This window comes from Bradyrhizobium sp. WSM3983, assembly GCF_000473045.1.
GTDB lineage: Bacteria > Pseudomonadota > Alphaproteobacteria > Rhizobiales > Xanthobacteraceae > Bradyrhizobium.
Map to the genome: position 1 here is coordinate 1 of NZ_AXAY01000048.1, position 15,567 is coordinate 15,567.

14 protein-coding genes and 1 pseudogene are annotated in these 15,567 nt (G+C 58.0%); 7 read left to right on the forward strand and 8 right to left on the reverse strand.

Annotated elements, in window-relative coordinates; translation table 11 throughout:
• Window positions 1–208: 208 nt before the first annotated feature.
• The gene (locus YUA_RS0138430) at window positions 209–1,123 is read right to left on the reverse strand and encodes a nucleotidyl transferase AbiEii/AbiGii toxin family protein (RefSeq protein ID WP_027532375.1); all 915 of its coding nucleotides are present in this window, start codon (window positions 1,121–1,123) and stop codon (window positions 209–211) included.
• Window positions 1,110–1,961, reverse strand: coding sequence for a type IV toxin-antitoxin system AbiEi family antitoxin domain-containing protein (locus YUA_RS0138435; protein WP_027535410.1), 852 nt, complete (start codon window positions 1,959–1,961; stop codon window positions 1,110–1,112). The genes YUA_RS0138430 and YUA_RS0138435 overlap by 14 nt, the downstream gene beginning before the upstream one ends.
• Before the next feature lie 445 nt (window positions 1,962–2,406).
• Here YUA_RS0138435 and YUA_RS52185 point away from each other — a divergent pair, with 445 nt between their 5' ends.
• The gene (locus YUA_RS52185; protein ID WP_245285368.1) at window positions 2,407–3,003 is read left to right on the forward strand and encodes a hypothetical protein; all 597 of its coding nucleotides are present in this window, start codon (window positions 2,407–2,409) and stop codon (window positions 3,001–3,003) included.
• Window positions 3,004–3,471: 468 nt separating this feature from the next.
• Window positions 3,472–4,266, forward strand: coding sequence for a serine protease (locus YUA_RS52880; protein ID WP_084293138.1), 795 nt, complete (start codon window positions 3,472–3,474; stop codon window positions 4,264–4,266).
• Here the strand turns inward: YUA_RS52880 and YUA_RS0138460 are convergent.
• On the reverse strand, window positions 4,187–6,169 hold the full coding sequence (locus YUA_RS0138460; RefSeq protein ID WP_027535413.1) for a tetratricopeptide repeat protein: 1,983 nt from the start codon (window positions 6,167–6,169) through the stop codon (window positions 4,187–4,189). The two genes, YUA_RS52880 and YUA_RS0138460, sit on opposite strands and share 80 nt — an antisense overlap.
• Before the next feature lie 841 nt (window positions 6,170–7,010).
• On the opposite strand from YUA_RS0138460, the gene YUA_RS0138465 reads away from it, so the two are divergent.
• Together YUA_RS0138465 and YUA_RS0138470 are read left to right on the forward strand one after the other, a co-directional pair.
• Window positions 7,011–8,930, forward strand: a complete 1,920-nt coding sequence (locus tag YUA_RS0138465) for a hypothetical protein (protein ID WP_027535414.1) — start codon at window positions 7,011–7,013, stop codon at window positions 8,928–8,930.
• A 15-nt stretch (window positions 8,931–8,945) separates the two neighbouring features.
• Window positions 8,946–9,635, forward strand: coding sequence for a hypothetical protein (locus YUA_RS0138470; RefSeq protein WP_156947578.1), 690 nt, complete (start codon window positions 8,946–8,948; stop codon window positions 9,633–9,635).
• A 169-nt stretch (window positions 9,636–9,804) separates the two neighbouring features.
• Here YUA_RS0138470 and YUA_RS46375 read toward each other — a convergent pair.
• From YUA_RS46375 to YUA_RS51375, 3 genes and pseudogenes are all read right to left on the reverse strand, one after another.
• Window positions 9,805–10,095: pseudogene (locus YUA_RS46375) on the reverse strand (DNA polymerase IV); the annotation flags it as partial.
• Between the two features lie 40 nt (window positions 10,096–10,135).
• Window positions 10,136–10,918 (reverse strand): hypothetical protein, encoded by a 783-nt coding sequence (locus tag YUA_RS0138480; RefSeq protein WP_198029579.1) that lies wholly within the window; start codon window positions 10,916–10,918, stop codon window positions 10,136–10,138.
• Window positions 10,836–11,318, reverse strand: coding sequence for a hypothetical protein (locus YUA_RS51375; protein WP_198029580.1), 483 nt, complete (start codon window positions 11,316–11,318; stop codon window positions 10,836–10,838). Before YUA_RS51375 ends, YUA_RS0138480 begins: the two co-directional genes overlap by 83 nt.
• A gap of 148 nt (window positions 11,319–11,466) precedes the next feature.
• Here YUA_RS51375 and YUA_RS0138490 point away from each other — a divergent pair, with 148 nt between their 5' ends.
• Window positions 11,467–11,910, forward strand: a complete 444-nt coding sequence (locus YUA_RS0138490; RefSeq protein WP_027535418.1) for a YbgC/FadM family acyl-CoA thioesterase — start codon at window positions 11,467–11,469, stop codon at window positions 11,908–11,910.
• Between the two features lie 53 nt (window positions 11,911–11,963).
• Window positions 11,964–12,176 carry a hypothetical protein gene (locus YUA_RS0138495; protein ID WP_027535419.1) on the forward strand — a complete coding sequence of 71 codons (213 nt, stop codon included), beginning with the start codon at window positions 11,964–11,966 and terminating at the stop codon, window positions 12,174–12,176.
• A gap of 8 nt (window positions 12,177–12,184) precedes the next feature.
• Here the strand turns inward: YUA_RS0138495 and YUA_RS0138500 are convergent, their stop codons facing one another.
• The gene (locus YUA_RS0138500) at window positions 12,185–13,027 is read right to left on the reverse strand and encodes a hypothetical protein (RefSeq protein WP_027535420.1); all 843 of its coding nucleotides are present in this window, start codon (window positions 13,025–13,027) and stop codon (window positions 12,185–12,187) included.
• 64 nt (window positions 13,028–13,091) lie between these two features.
• Complete coding sequence (locus YUA_RS46380; protein ID WP_156947582.1) at window positions 13,092–14,156, reverse strand: hypothetical protein; 1,065 nt, start codon at window positions 14,154–14,156, stop codon at window positions 13,092–13,094.
• Window positions 14,157–14,524: 368 nt separating this feature from the next.
• Here YUA_RS46380 and YUA_RS0138510 point away from each other — a divergent pair, with 368 nt between their 5' ends.
• Complete coding sequence (locus YUA_RS0138510; RefSeq protein WP_027535421.1) at window positions 14,525–15,559, forward strand: hypothetical protein; 1,035 nt, start codon at window positions 14,525–14,527, stop codon at window positions 15,557–15,559.
• Window positions 15,560–15,567: the final 8 nt, after the last annotated feature.

A 15,567-nucleotide genomic window follows, 5' to 3' on the forward strand; every position in this document is an offset into this window, starting at 1 on the left:
GTTTGTCGCAGGCGGAAGAGCGCAGCGCATTCCCAAGACGCTGCGGCTTGCTATGGAAGCGCATAGATAAAATCTGCTCCTCGTTCACGCCCTGATCGTCCATCGACCCATACGATGAAGGCTCCCGCTTTATCCTTTAGCGACCGAGCCTACTCCACAGCCCTACTGCATGCCCGTCTGCTTACGNCCCNAATGCACCACGATGCAGTCACTTAAGCACTGCGATCAACTGAGACACGAGCTTTTCGCGATCTGCGGCACGCAGCTTATCAAGATTGATCTGCTTCCATCGGACTGCGGGAAGCTCTGCCGCTCCATCGACGCCCAACAGAGCCCAATCTGGCTTCCCGAGCTTGAATCCGATCAGAAATTCCCGATGCTTCTTCGGCATCTTTCCAGATACCTCGGCGATCAAGTCCTCCCGGGCCTTCAATAGCTCGTTTAGCGAGACTGGATCTGAGGTCATACCCTCGAAGCCGTGCTCGAATTCCTGGCGGATATCCTTTCGCCGCGGCACCACAACTTCGGAAATGGGCCGGTCATGGCTGATGAGATAGACGATAAAAGCGCGCCTCAGGTCGTCGCTGATGCCCTCATTCGCCAGAAGATCGCGGATGTCAAAAAGATCGCGAGGATGTTGGCGGTCAAGGGCGGCGACGATTTTTCCTGCGTAAAGGTCGGAAAACGAGACGACTTGTGTCTCCGCAAAACCAAAGGTCTCCTCGACGTTCGGACGTACGGATCGCATTTCGGGATCGAAGACGCAGCCGCGAAGAACGGGAATGACTTCGATCTTGATCTGAGCGTCAGCCCTTTGAAGTGTCAGCTTGGTAACGATGCCTTCCGCGCGGTTCAGGACCTCATTCACCTTGACGCCCGGAATTCCCTTGCCAATGGCGACAGCCATTCTTTTCATGCCCGCATCGATCGCGGCCAGTGATTCCGTCCGGCCGGCGACAGGCAGATAGGTCAGGTCGATATCGACTGACAAACGCGGCATATCACGCACGAACAGATTAATCGCGGTGCCGCCTTTGAGGGCAAAATCCCGTTCCGCCGCAACGAATGGCAAGGTCTCGATCAGCAGCGCGACCTGATGCCGATAGCGTTCAGACAGGGGCACTGAGATCCTCCGGCACGGTGATCAAATATTTCGAATCGAGCCTTCCGCCTTTCACCAGCATGCGCTTTCCCTTCCCCAGATCGACCTGGTCGCGGTCTATCTGCTTCAGCCATGAATGGTTGTGGCGGTCAGCGAACCAGAAGAACAACCTTTTGACTTTCACGCTTCGGCAATCGTCTAGCAGTTTTTGCAGCTTGCGGGGACTGAGGTTGCGCAAGCCCTCAACAAGCATGTCAGCCTGGTGGAAGCTCTCGCTATTCGGCAGCTCGTCGAGCAGTTCAAGCAACGCACGCTCGGGCGATGAGACGATCAGCGGCCATTCGCCCTCGCCCGATATCTGCTTGAATGGGCCTGCCTGGAATTCATCGGCGGCGGCGCCGGTATTGTTCTGGACATTCCAGGCGAAGTTCTTGAGCCCCTTCGTCACCGGATCGGCTTTGAAGAGCGTTGTGCTTTTGCGGAATGTGAAGCGCTCTTTGAGCGGAAGCTTGAAGAGCCATCCGGGCGGAGCATCGGGACCGTACAGATAAACGACGGTCGGCCCTTCAGCCCGGAGGTAGTGCGAAAAACCTTGCAGTTCGAGCGCGGTTCGCCCTCCGACGATCAGGGGGCGCGCAAGCAGGGTCTGAAGCGATATTATAGCCTTCTGCCATGTCAGGGTGCCAAGCGGACGCTTGAAAGTTCCTCGCGTCGGCTGAACCAGCCAACCAGCCGAAACATATTGGCTGCGCAGACCTGTCGAATAGCCATGCTTCGTCATCCACTCGGCATCGACCAAGAGGCCATCCGGGAGGGTATGTTCAAGGAAGTTTAGCTTTCCGCCAGAAGGCTCAGTCATGCTGAGCATTATAGCAATATTTCAAACCAAAGCCAAGTTTATAGATTTGCAAATTTGCTAAGCCTGACTATGCAGAAAACCGATAATCAAACCCTGGCTTTGCCGGAGCGCGCCAATCCCACTTCGATCTCTAATCTGCAGCCATGGGTGAAGGCGAAGCGAAAAAGGGAAGCCGTCTTAACCGGGCCGTGTCCGTGCGGCTCGAGGAAAACCGCACGCCTTTGTTGCTTCAACGGGCAGGGCTGGCACAAGCCGCCCGCTGTCCTGGGACTCAAAGCGCTGCCTGCAACGGGACGTGTCGAAAAATGCTACATGAAGGAGCTGGGATCATGCGTTCCCCCGATCTCGGCCGAGCATATCATTTCGGATTCCGTCTGCCGCGTATTGATGGGCGAGAGTGAGTTTTCGATCTCAGGCGTTCCGTGGCTGGAGGCGGGCGAAACGAATGGCCCCGCCTCAGGCAAAATGCCTTTGTACCAAGCACAACAGCGCGCTTAGCCGGCTCGATGCCTCCGCACATTACTTCTTCGCGTCGCTTAAATCGTATCTCGAACATGATGCCGGGTCGCGACACGCCATTCTATCCGGGCATGACCTCGAACGCTGGATTTTGAAAACCGCCAAAGCCGCGGCCGTCTCGCGGAACCTGGCACGCGGAAGACAACGACTGTCGGGTGCGTTCTCGCGGGATGAGGCAATTCTCGACATGCTTGACGACCCCCGGCATTGGCCTGACGGGGCAGGGCTGTACTGCACCATGAACACGGGCGACGTGACGGAAAATAAGCCGCGCTTTCAGTTCCAGCCGCTAACAGACGAGCGTAACGAAATCAAAGCTTTGGCGATTAACATTATGGGCTTTCGCTTCGAGTTGCTCCTCGAAGCGCCTGATCTGAGCAAGCATCCCTCCTTGATCGGTGCAAGATATCGACCGAGCCGAATCCTGATCTCGTATCCAACATCAACGAATTGGGTGACCCTGAGCTGGGAGGACGGCAAACAACATGAGGAATTGATCGTCCAATGGCTTCAGCCTCGTTGACCCTTCGCGACGGACAAATCGTTCTGCTTCGGGCGCCGCACAGGCCGGAATGGTTCGAGCCGCCCATCAAGACTGGCTATGCTAGTAAGGCGCTGCCGCTTTGGCGTTTCCAGTTGCAGCCGAGCCATTCAGATGCGCGCGGAGGCGATACGTGAGCTTCCCGGTCGAGCCGGGGGCTGGCGAGCTAGATGAGCGAGGGCTCTTTCTTGTGCAGGCCCCAGAGATCCGCGCTAGGGTCTTGCCGCTGTTCAGCTTCGATCCGAGCCGATCCAACGACCGCCCCGTCGGCCACGGCACGACCTTTCGCATCGACCCGTGGTCCCGCTGTCTCACCGCATTCCACGTCCTGGAGGATATCTTCGAGGTTGACGAAGCCGGTACCGGGACGATGCTTCGACCGGGTCCGCGGCTCGCAGCGCTCGAGATCGAGGGAACAGGGTTCGGCCTGGTCGGACTACGCGCGGACGCTTGGCGACCACTGGCTGGATCGTATGCCCTCTGCGGTGTAGAGGTCCCGCCTTTCCAGACGCCGCGTCTTCGGAATCTGACGGAACTGGTCGTGTTGAGGATCCGCCCTGCAACGCAACCCTCCGAGGCACTCCGTACTGGCCGCTCGATCTGCGGCGGTGGCGGCCTGTGCGCGGCGAGCGCGTGCTCGCACTCGGCTTCCCGGACCTCGATGCTGAAGAGGGCCGCGAGGAACGACCGATCTCCCAATACCTGTATGGGTCCTTCGGTGAGATCACGGACGTGGAGCCGGCGGACGGCGCACGCGGCCGCCCCTGGCCGGTGATCAGACTCGCCGCCGAATGGCCGGGCGGCATGAGCGGCGGCCCGGTGTTCAACGAGAGCGGCAACGTCATAGGCGTGGTCAGCAGCGGTATCGCCGGCGGGACCGGTACGGCAACCTTCTTCTCAGGCTGGAACATGGCGGAGCGGATCATGGGTTCGATCGATCCCAACAATCCCGGACGGCTTCCTGTGTCACGGCGTTTTCGACGATGCAGGCGAGCTCGTCCACGCGACGCAGGATGCCGAGCGAGCAAGGCGCTTCGCCGAGACTCGCGGGCTGACAGACCACGCCGTCGTTTCTGTCGACCCACACCAAGAAGGCTGGATGCGAGTGAACGGGCGATGGTGACGCGCATGAGTTGGGAACGGTCCCACCGCGAGACTGCCCCTTCTAACAAGCGCCATCACCGGGTTGGCCGGCAGCTGGATCACGAAACAAGAACGAGAAATCGCACCTTAGCTTGGCACTGAGTTCGTGATCAGGGAAACGCTCCATCGCGGCCGCCCAAACCTCCGCTGCCGTTGCCGCATCACCGCTGTTCCAGTGGGCGCCGCCAAGGTCGAACATCGCTACGGCATAGTCTGGATCGAGTGCAAGCGCCCTCTTGTAGGCGTCGATCGCCTCTCGCCAGTTGCCGAGGCTGGCGTAAGCCGCAGCCAGCTGAAACCAGCTCATGGCGTCCGGCTGAACGATCTGGACTTGCTCCAGCAGCAGCGGCACGCTCTCATCGAACCGCTCCAGCGATTTGAGGGCAATCGCCAGGCAATAGCCGTATTCACCGCCCGCCAAATCATAGGCCTTGCGAAAGCAGCGCTCCGCCTCTGCCCAGTCCTCGTCATCCTGCGCCCAGTGGCCCAGACGATCCCAAGGCAGCGCGGCGTTCTCGGAGTCGATGTGGGCAATGTGGCGATCAAATTCCTCGCGGAACTCGCCGTAGCTCTTTCCGATATTCTCCCCTCGGCCGCGCAGATAGAACGTTGTCATGAGAAGCTCCCACCTTGCGGCGGGATCCTCTGGGTTCGCCCTTACATAGCGTTGCCAGAAGGGCGCAGCTTGGCGGGCGTTGTCCACACTCGCCCTCCCGAAGCCAGCGACCAAACGGCGACACCAGGGCCAAATCCAACGGTGGCGATCGGCCTGAGCGACCAGGCCATTGATTTCGCGAAACGCTGCACGGCCGTCGCCAAGGTTGAAAAGGACGTTGGCGCGCCAACCGGTGACCGCAGAGGTCCGGCCCTGCTTTTGATCCGAGAAGACGACCTGGTCGAGATGGCGCAAGGCGTCCTCGTACTTGCCCAGGCGGACATAGTGGGTGCCCAGCGCGTTGTGAGCCTCCGCAAGGTCAGGATTCAACCGTAAAGCTTCGCGGTAGTGATCCACCGCCTGTTCATGGTCACCGAGCAGCGCGTAACTGGAGCCAAGGTTCTTGTGGATCTGAGCCGCCAGTTCGGGAGACGCAGCGAGCGCCGAGTCGGCGAGCGCGGCTTCGAAGGCGCGCTTTGCTTCCTGCTCATTACGGAGAGCGTGGAAGGCGTTTCCGATCGTGTAGTGCAGGTCGCCGCGCTGGGGATGATCATCGGCGAGCCTGGTCCGAAAAAAGCAGATGGCCTCCTCGATCCGCTCTCGGTGGCGACTCATGCCGTCCATGCCGAGGTTGATCTCGGACATGTAGCAAATGCCCATCTCGTCACTGCCAGCGCCAAGAACGGCCGCGAACTTAGCGAAGCCAGAACTAATCGCCTCGTCTGCGTTCTTCTCGTAGAGTTGCACAAGCAGCTTGCGCGCCAGCGCCGGCTCCTCGGGAACGTGAACGTCTGGCGGAGACTTCAGAACGTGACTGGACAGGTCCGCCGCCGCCACGCCGACTTGGTCTACGCGCCGATCGCGTGACGACTTTGCCCCGGCACGGGCGAGCTCCGCGAGCCGGCCAAGGCGTTCGACCGTCAGCTCTTCAACGAAAGAGACCGTCAGCGATCGCTGGTGGGTCCAGTTGGTCCCGCCATGCTCATACTGATGCGCAACACTTTCCGCCGTGCGGATGCGTAAGAAGCCTGTCGGCGCGTGATAGGCGACGTAAACGCTGTAGGGCTGCATAAGCAGGTAGTTGAGGTTAGTGCGGCGCACCTCCACACTGAGCGAACCGTCGGTGTTCAGCGCACTCTCAGTTCCCTTAAGTTGGACGTGGACCCGGGCATTGGTGGCCTGCCCATTAGCCATTACCTCGATCTGGCAGTCGGTCCCGTAGTCCTTGCGGTCCGGCGCCTGCAGAATGAAAGCGCCACTTTCGGTAAGCCGCATCTGGAAGGCTGCGATCGCCTCGTCCTCGATCTCGTGATTTCGGTCACGATGCGGTAGTTCGTCAAAGTGACTCATGAGCTTAGCTTGATGTGGGCGTTCGGTTGTTTCTATTGCCGTGGACGGTATCCCGAAGGCGCTGCGGTTCGCCATGGAAGGGGGTAGAAAAATCTACGCTTGTTTACGCTATAGCCCTCCAACGTCCCAATGAAATCAAGGCGCTGTGTTGCGATATTGGCAAGCCAGAGTTTCCCGCGCTTTCATACGACAAGGATCGCGCCTTTGCCCTATAGCAGCCGGGCCTACTCCACAGTGCTACTAACGAGCTTTCGGTCAGAGTGACTACGAAGGAAGTTGATCGGCCGCCAGGTCGCTATGGATTTGGTCCGTATCCATCACAGTCGACACCGTCCCAGAGCGCACCTCCGCCTACCGTTTCCGCCCGAGATGATGCGGACCGTCCGCCGGCGCGCGGGATAAGGTGAGACCCTCATCGACAAGTCGCCATTTCAAGTCGGCTCCCACGTCGCGATTACCGTCGCAGACATGGGTGTCGGGACGAGCCCTGCCGTCATGGGCAGCGCTTTCGACCTGTATTTCACGACGAAACTAACCGAGATAGGGGCTGGCTTGGGCCTGGCTTCGGGAAGGCTTTTGCGTGGGAGCTCGGCGGCAGCATAGATGCGGCGAGCGTCCGGGAGAAGGTACGGCGATCACGATCTATCTTCCGGAGAAGAGCCGCCGAAGCCCTCTTCCAAGACTTTCCTGCGCGATTAGCGGATAGTGCCGTCCGGTTCCGCCAGGCCGACCCAAGCTCCATTGGTCTTTTTGCCGGCGCCGATGCTTGCGGTGTCGCAAACCACGTTTACATCTATCGCTCGATAGCGTGACACGAAGTTCATTCCGGGGGAGTGGGTTCATGCGTGCCGGTGGCTTTATTGCCGTCCTGCTTGTCGCCGTCACAGTAGGCGTCGCCGCTAGTTGGGGCACCTTTCGGCACGCCTATGTTCTCCACGAGCGAGCAGGGGTCGAATGGGCGGCATTGACGCTGACCGACCAAGCGATCGCCCAAACGCACCAGCCGCAAGACGCCGACGCTGCGGTGTACTTTTCGAATGCGGTCATCGACAAGGCGCTCAAGCAACTCGCCGGTACCACGATCGGTCCGGTCAAATCGAAACTCGGCGACCTGGTCGTTACGGTTCAGGATGCGCACCTTCAACCTGGACTTGGCGTCTCAGGAGCCGTCGTCGACGTGAAGGTCGCGAGCATGCAGCGCAACTTGGCGATCGATTTGAGGGTGGAAGGCGATCTTTCGTTCCGCGGCATCGCGGCTCAATCCGGCGATAAGGCCACTGCAACGGCAGAATTCGCCGTCGGCGTATCCAAGGTCGAACCTCGCTTCAGTTGGGGTTTTCTCGACATCCGCGGTCGTAATTTTCTCTCGGAGGCAATCTCTTCCGGTCTGATGATCGCGCTCGATCGTCATCTCGCCGTCGCGGTGCCGTTTCAAGACCGTATCGGTTTCAATACTGGGTTCAATAATAACACGACCATCAAGGCTCACGACGGCACGGTTTCGCTAAATGTGAGCTTGCCTGGCAAGGATATAGAGCAGCGCTTCTCTTTTTCCGCGCCGGTGTTCTTGCGCTCGGGCATATGGCTTTTGGCTGCGACGTCGGCTTCGGGTCAGGCGCCCGTGACACCGCCGACCGTCCCCGATCTCCAGCCTTCGGAGCTCGATAGCCAGGTCACGACGTTGCGAGAGAACATCGCAAGGGCAACAAAGAGCTGGGACCAAGAAAGCGATTTCGTTCTCTTCCTGAGCGGCAAAGCTTTGGTCGAATTCGTTGATAAATTGAAGGCGCTTCCAGAAGCGAACCGGACCGTCACGGTCCGGTCGACCGGAGCTACGGGACATCTCGAAGACAACGACACCATCTTGGTTGAATTGCCAGACTCTGCAAAGGATATCAACGCAACGATGACGATCGGAGAGCCGAGTGCGGAGTGGACGCCCGAGAAAGGCGTCGCGTTGGCTACTGATTTGCGCATGAACTTGCACGCTCACATCAAAGTGGAGGCAAAGCCGGTGAAGATGGGGACGGCGCTCCAATTGGAAGGAAGCGCTGGAAAGCACGTGTCTGGAACGGTCGAACTGAAAAACGCAAATGTCGGCGGCCATTCGATCCTGTCGCTTGGGGCTACGATGCCCTGTGATACGGTAACGGCCGACGTGACCACGGACGGCGGCCTTAAGGTGCTCGGCGCCGACGTGCAGCTGGTCAAAGTCGGGGTTCGCTGGACCATGTCTATCCCCCAGACACTGGGCGAACAAAATCTTGTCATGGACGATCTTCCTCGCCGCGCGACGCTGAGAAGCCCGAAGCCGGATGATCGAGGCATCACAGTCAGTCCGCAACACAAAGCGATCGAATATGTGGTTCACGTAACCGACGCGAAAGCTATTAAGAATAGCTATATGGTCACCGCCAAGCTCGACATGGATTCGGTCGACACGGCAGAACTACCGCCCGAGATCATCGCTCAACGTCAGGCGTTGACCGACAGCGTCAAGGCGGCAGCTCGGACTGCTGCAGCGTGCCCATCGGTCGATCCCGACATGAAGGTTCTTTTCGGGGGCCTCGAGTTCGGCAAGAACAACGAGTTCGTGAAGATAGTCACGAATGCGATCCACGACATCTTACACGGTCCAGGGCCTAGCAACGACCTCAGAAAGGCCGGCGAAACCATAGCGCACGATGTCGTACATGGGCCTGGCCCGAACAATGACATAACAGGCAAAAACGGTTGGATGAGAAAGCGACTTGGGTTTTGATGGAGAGCACCGCGTATGGCAGATCAAAAAAATCCGGATGACTTGCTTCGCGAACAGTGGGGAAAGGCTTCGCGCCTTACGCTCTCGGGAACTGTAGCGCTATTTCTTCTGACGCGCGGTGCGAAGTCAGGGGCGGGAAAAATTCTGGAAATCTTGGGGGTGGACTGGGCTTCGCTTAAGCCGCATGCCGTCGCATTGCTCGGTGTTCCCGTTGTTGCAGCGCTCATCGTCTGGTCGCTGTGGTGGGCCAAAGCGTTTGCCAGGCGACACGCGGATGGGACCTGGATCGACCGGGTTGTCACCAAATCCGGTCTCGGGTTGATATCGGATAAACCTCGCACGCTCGCGATCTGGTCCTTGATACTGTTCGTCGTGCTGCCTCTGGTCGGCTTGGGCCTTCTCGAGGGGACCTTCCTGCAAGGTGACTTCTATTTCTCGATCGACGGCAACTTCAGCTGCCCTGAGAACTGCAAGCTGGAAACCGGTTTGATGTCACACTTCTGGCCGGCGAACGGCCTTCCGGACGTTTTCAAGACCGCCTATCGCTACGACGGAAACCTCACCTACGTTCCGCTTTGGCAGCCGATATTGTGGCTGCTTCTCGGTGCCGGAGCTTTCGCCTACGCAGTATCCTATATCTGCGTGATCTTCGTCAGATCCGTTGCGGTTCAGCCGTCCGTTCAGATCCAGGGAGCAACCTCCTAAATAGGTGAGTTTGGTTTTCCGGACCGCGTCAATCCGGATAGCCAAACGTTCGAATGCGCTGGCTCCTCCCGCCTTCCGCAGAAGACTAAAGGTCGATCACGAGCCGGCCGGAGCCGCGGGAGCAACATGGAGTGAACTGGTCGTTCTTGGCCTTTTCTTCGCGCGTCAGGTACACATCCTTGTGGCTCGGTTTGACGAAGATCAGGTCCGGGCACTGACGCCTGGCGGTCACCGACGGCATCGCCGACCGGACGCCGAACTTTCTGGCTTCGTAGCTCGCGGCCGCGACGACGCCGCGCTCGCGGGATCCACCGACGGCGACAGGCTTGCCACGAAGCTCCGGATTGTCCCGTTGCTCGACGGATGCGTAGAACGCATCCATGTCGACGTGGATGATCTTGCGCTGGCGAAGCGGCGCTTGATCGGTCGTGAACGGCGTGTCGTCTTCGAGGTCGGGCAAATGGACGCTTTTTTTAACGAACTTCGGGCTGGTTTCGGCGTCAGGCGGCAGAGGCGGTTGCCGTCTTTGGAGGCGACAAAAGTGAAATCCAGTATTGCGGAGGAACGGGTAGTCGGTAGTGCCTGCATGCAGTCAAAACTAGAGGGAAACAGCCGACTCGGATGGCGGATAGATAATTGAGTGAGTCGGCGCTCTCGCAGGCCGCCACGAGGATTTTGAGCAGATCCTGGCCGCCGGCGCTGACGGGCACGTCTGCCACAGCCGCGCCATGGAGGTCTTCGTTCAGGTAGAGATGCTTCTCGCTTTCTTCGTCCGGAAGCCAGAACTGCAGAGTACAGTGGGCGAGTGGTCCCGCGACGAGCTCCTCCAGCGTAGCCACGCTTTTCAAGTCGCCGAGTCCGGCGGCGAAGGCGAGCAACAAGGGAATCAAGGTGCTGCCGGAAGTGACTTCTTTTCTGTATTCTTCGGTTTGGGCTTTCGGATGCGCAAGAAGATCGGGATAGTCGGTCAAGGCGGCGGGATATCTGCCGTGGCTTGCAACCGCGACCCTCAGGTAGTGCACCATCTCCGATAGCCACGCGGCAATGTCTCCCCGCGCGTGGCCCATCTGGGTCGCAAGCGAAAGGAAAAGCGCCAGCTCGATCGCCTGATCGTCCTTCAATGGCAGGAGCAGCGACGGATTATTCGCGATCATGTTGAAGCCGCTCGTTACGTGCTTGCGCAATCCCGCGATCTGCTCATCATTGAGGTCTCGTCCGCCACGTCGCCCCAACCAGATCATCCAGTGACCGGTCAACGCCAAGCGACCCAGTGTGTCGAACATCTTGAGGTTCACGTCGGTCGGCTCGGCGGAATTTACTGCGAACGAAAGAGCGTGTCGTCGATTGACGAACGGCAATATCTTTCGTTCCAGGAAAAGCCCGGCGACGATAGTATGCAGCAGCACCAATTTGGTCCATGGCAGACGCCATGGCGACCGTTTGCGCTCCTTTTTTTCCGATGAATGGCTTCAGCAGATCCCACGTGTGGAGCAGCGCCAGTTCGCTCGCACGGTAGGGCGCCTCGAGATTGTCGATCTCGCGAGCCCAGACGAACAGCACCCACAGACAGATGTTGATCTGGCGGGCGGCCCGGATCCGGTCCTTGTCCTTGACGACCTGCGCGCGCAATGCCGTTAGCAGCCGGGCGAAATGCTCATAGCTGACTTCGGGTTGGTCGACCATCGCAACGGCCTTCTGAAAGCTCGACTGACATGCAAGGTCCAAAGCAACGCGCCAGCAAATTCAATCGCGTAGATTACCTATTGGCCCTTGCTGAGTTAGGCGCCGCTATGCGAGACAATTCGCGGCAAAGCTAAAAAGAGAGATCTCTGTGACAGCCTCTATTGATGGCGAAATTCGCGATGGACGCCATCATATGCAGGTCCGCGTCTATTTTGAGGATACCGACGCTGGCCAGATTGTTTATCACGCGAATTTTTTGCGCTTCATGGAACGCGGCAGGACGAATTACTTGCGCCTGCTCGGGACCAGTCAACAAGCACTGCTCAAAGAAGCAGAGAACGACGCGCCCGGATTTGCCTTCGTTGTCCGTTCGATAACAATCGATTTCCTGAAGCCGGCGGTCTTGGACGACCTGCTTGATGTCGTCACGGTCCCGCAAGCGGTAAGAGGCGCGTCGGTTGCGTTGCTACAGGAATGCGGGCGGGGAGACGATCTCCTAGTTATGGCGCGCGTACGCGTGGCGTTTATCTCAGGCGGAAAGGCGCAGCGCATCCCGAAGTCCCTGCGGCTCGCTATGGAAGGGCTTAAATAAATCTACTTCGCATTCACGCCTTAGCCATCCAGCAACCTGACGATAGCGAGGGAATGGGCATCGCTCCGCCGTTTACTATCATCTTGGGCGGGGTCGGCCTTAAAGATACATATGTCGGCATCGAACAAACTGTCGACGGTCCGATTCACCAAGACCGCTTCGAAACCCGGCTGGGTTTGGACGATCTCGGCAAAGATGCCCAAGAGGCAGCGGTGAAAGAGTTCATCGACGGCATTCTCGACCTCGCGGGCTTGATCCGCGCCTAAAGCCACGCCTATCGGACCGATGTTGCGTCGGATTTCACGGGCGGCTCAAACGCTAAGAACTGCTCCAGCAAAAAGCGGGAATTTTCATAGATTTCTTGCGCCATGGCATCCTTGCTCAGGAAGCCATCAAAACTAAGCGCTTGAGCCGCGATGCTTGCATCGACGATGTCATTTCGAATGCGGTCCTTACCGACTTTCTTTGCACCGCCCACAGCGATCCAGCGCAACGCGTGCATGGTTGCACAGATAGAGAAGCGAAAGATGTAGGTGTGCATTAGCTCCTCCCAAGGAGGAAGTGGCTTGCTGAGTGCCTTGTAAAATCCAGCGGAAAAATGAAAAATACGGGCGAGGAGTTTTTCGATCATCTCGTCTGCGAATGGCTCCTTGTTCCGAATGCGGCGCAATTCCTCCTCAGTGAATTGCTTCGCAGCTTCTTCAAGGTCAGCCGCGAATGTATCGGCACCTCGTTTGATCTCTTCGAGATGCGCTGCGGCACTAGCACTGACGCGTTCGAAATGCGCTTGTTCGGATGGGTCTCCTGCCGCTAGCTTCGCTCGGCCACGGCGCATCCAGCGCCGAAACGTCCTTGTCTGCTTGCCGTCTGAGAAGCGCTTCTTGGCTCCCTTACGCCGTCCCCTTAAGTTTGCTAGGGCGTTTGTTTGCTTGCCGACGATGACTTGCTTGGGAAACTCCGCGAGAATGCTGGTGGACTTAACGATGTTGTCCTTTCCTGCGGCAGTTATCTCGATCTCCACATAGTCAGGTACGACGACATAGTTTTTGCGCGAGGCAGCCAAGTATGTACGTAAGTCCTCGTCTTGCAAGAAATTCGTATCCACGACCTTACGCATGGTTTTGACCCTCTCAACATTATCCCAGGCAATAACAGGCAGCGCAGATCACCTAGACAATCGATCACTCCGGTTCGGAGCTGGCCTCAAGGATCGGCTCCTTCGGACGATGAGGCTGAAGAATGAATCGCCACAACGGCAAAGCCTTGCTTTTCAAATCGGAGACGACGAGCGGCGAAAGCCAGCCCGGCACCACCTCGGCTTCGATTTGTTTGACGCCGTGCTCGTCCAGGGTCTTTGCGGCGTAGAACCGGGAGAACATCGTGCTGAGCGTTCCGATCATCTCGAACCGCTCGTTCGGGTTGGACCGCTCTACCGGCGTCCAGATAAGCTCAAGCGCTTCTAACTGGCCTTCCTCAATCCGGGCGAGAGGCCCTTCACAAGCCCAACTCCCGACATCGGCCAAAATCCAAGCGATGTTCTGTTCAACGGGGTCAGTGATCTCCGTGTCACCTGAGTAAAAGGCCGCGCGGTTTATCGTGAAGGCGACTTCGCCGTCTGCTTTGACTTCGCGCGGTTTGGTCTTGTCGACATGGAGACAGAACTTGAGGGGTGGGGCTGTACCGATTGTTCGATCGCCGAGCGTTGCCATCTGGTTCACGCGCATGGCCTCGATCATGCTGATGGTTAGTTTGCCATCCTGTGATTTCAAGTCGGCGGGATTGATAAGCGCCCAAAGGCTCCAGCGCGCCCAATAGATGGCGAGCTTTAGGGGGCACCCCACCGCGTCTGCATAACGCTGAAGCCGGGCAAGATAGTCGGGTTTGATTTCAAACACTTGGCGCGTAGGCTCGCGATCATAGAAATTCTTCACCTCGATCAGGCATTGACCGGCGTTCTTTGGGACGACGCGAAAATCAGGGGCTTGGAATTCGCCTGACGGGTGCGTTGTGCCGTTATCCTCTCGGTTCAACAACGTGTAATGGCCAAGGCTAATAACAAGCGCAGCGAACATATTCTCCGTGCGCTGTCCGTGCATGAGGATGTCATTGTCAACTGCGGTGCCAAGACTTTCGCGCACGGCATCAATGAAGGCTTCTTGAGAGGCTGCGTCTCTGAGGGAGAGAGTCGCTTCGCAGCCAAACCGGCCATAGAGCGACAAAAGATCGATCGGCACTTTCCAGATCATGAGGCACCATACAATATCGCAGGATAGGCCCCATCTGGCCCGCAACTTCCTATAGCATTTTCGAAAGAGAGACTGCTGCTCATTCGCGTCGGGCTCGCACGCAACTTCCCTCATAAAGGGTTCATCTCGTCTGAACCCCTGCCCGTCGGCGAGACCGGAGGTAGCAAGCGCAGGAAATAGCGAAGTTCCTTGCAATTTTTTTGGGGGCCTTCGCCCAAGTGCCTCCGGCGAGCGACACCTTATATATGCGCGAGGATCGAAGCCGGATGGCCGAGACGCCTTGCGGCTCGGCTCACGAGAGCTGTCCCGAAGAGCGCGCCCATTTCCTGATATTATTGATTTCGACCTGATTCCTTGCGGTGATCACAATGGCCGAAGAGCGTGCAAATCAGAGCGGTGAGCCGGGCAATCTAACGGATGCAATCCGGAAGGTCCTGCCCTATATCGATGCCGCTCTGGCGAAAGGTGACGTGTCGCTTAGGGAGCGCGTACTTCAAGCGGCGATCGAGATCGTAGAAAAGCTCATCGTTGATGTCCGCGTTGGCGATCAAATTCAAGACAAGACGGGCTATGCCGTTAGCCCATGGTTCGCCTTTATCTACCACGACGTGGCAGAATGGTATCGTGAGAATTACGGCGAGGCTCTCAATCGCAATGAGACGGGACGAGCGCACGGCTTTGTTCTGATTCGTGGCCTGCCGGTTGAGATGGTCGTACCGCTCACGCGGAGCCGTGTTGAGACGCCAGGCGAGACAAGCTGGCTTTCGTTCCCAAAGGAAGTCGAGGCTGATGAAAACCCGTTCGACTGGTTGAAGGAACCCCCGAATATATCAGCCTTGGATGATGCAAGCCGGGCGCGCCTTGCTCACCAGACAAGCGAAATAGCAACCGCGCTTCGGTCAATTCGCGTCAACGGCATGGGTATCAAGCCGCCTGATGAGGCGGCGAGCGGGCTCCTTGAAGGTGTGCTTGCCGAATTCGAGGCGGCTGCGAAGAATGCCCTACGCAATGACGCCGCAGGCCGTTCCGGAGCATTGTGGAATGTGCACATGGCAGTTGAACGTACGTTGAAGGCGTTCAGCCAGCATAAGACAGGGACATTCCGGCAGATTCACAATCTCTTTGAGTTGTTCGACGACATTGCAAGTCAAGGAATCAGTGCCGATCGCAATCTCCTGAAAAAACTCCGGCGTGATTCCGATGTCATTGCAGACCGCTACGGCCTAGGTAACCCGCCATCAGCCCAAGAGGCATGGGCTTCATATAAGGCTGGTCTCCTGCTCGTTAGCAGTGTTACGAGATCATTCACACGGAAGTATAACATCGGTGGCGCGAGCTTCCTGCTAAAGCAACCACCATGGGCAAAGCTACCTGACAAGATCGAAGATCAATCCATTCGCTGACCTGTATC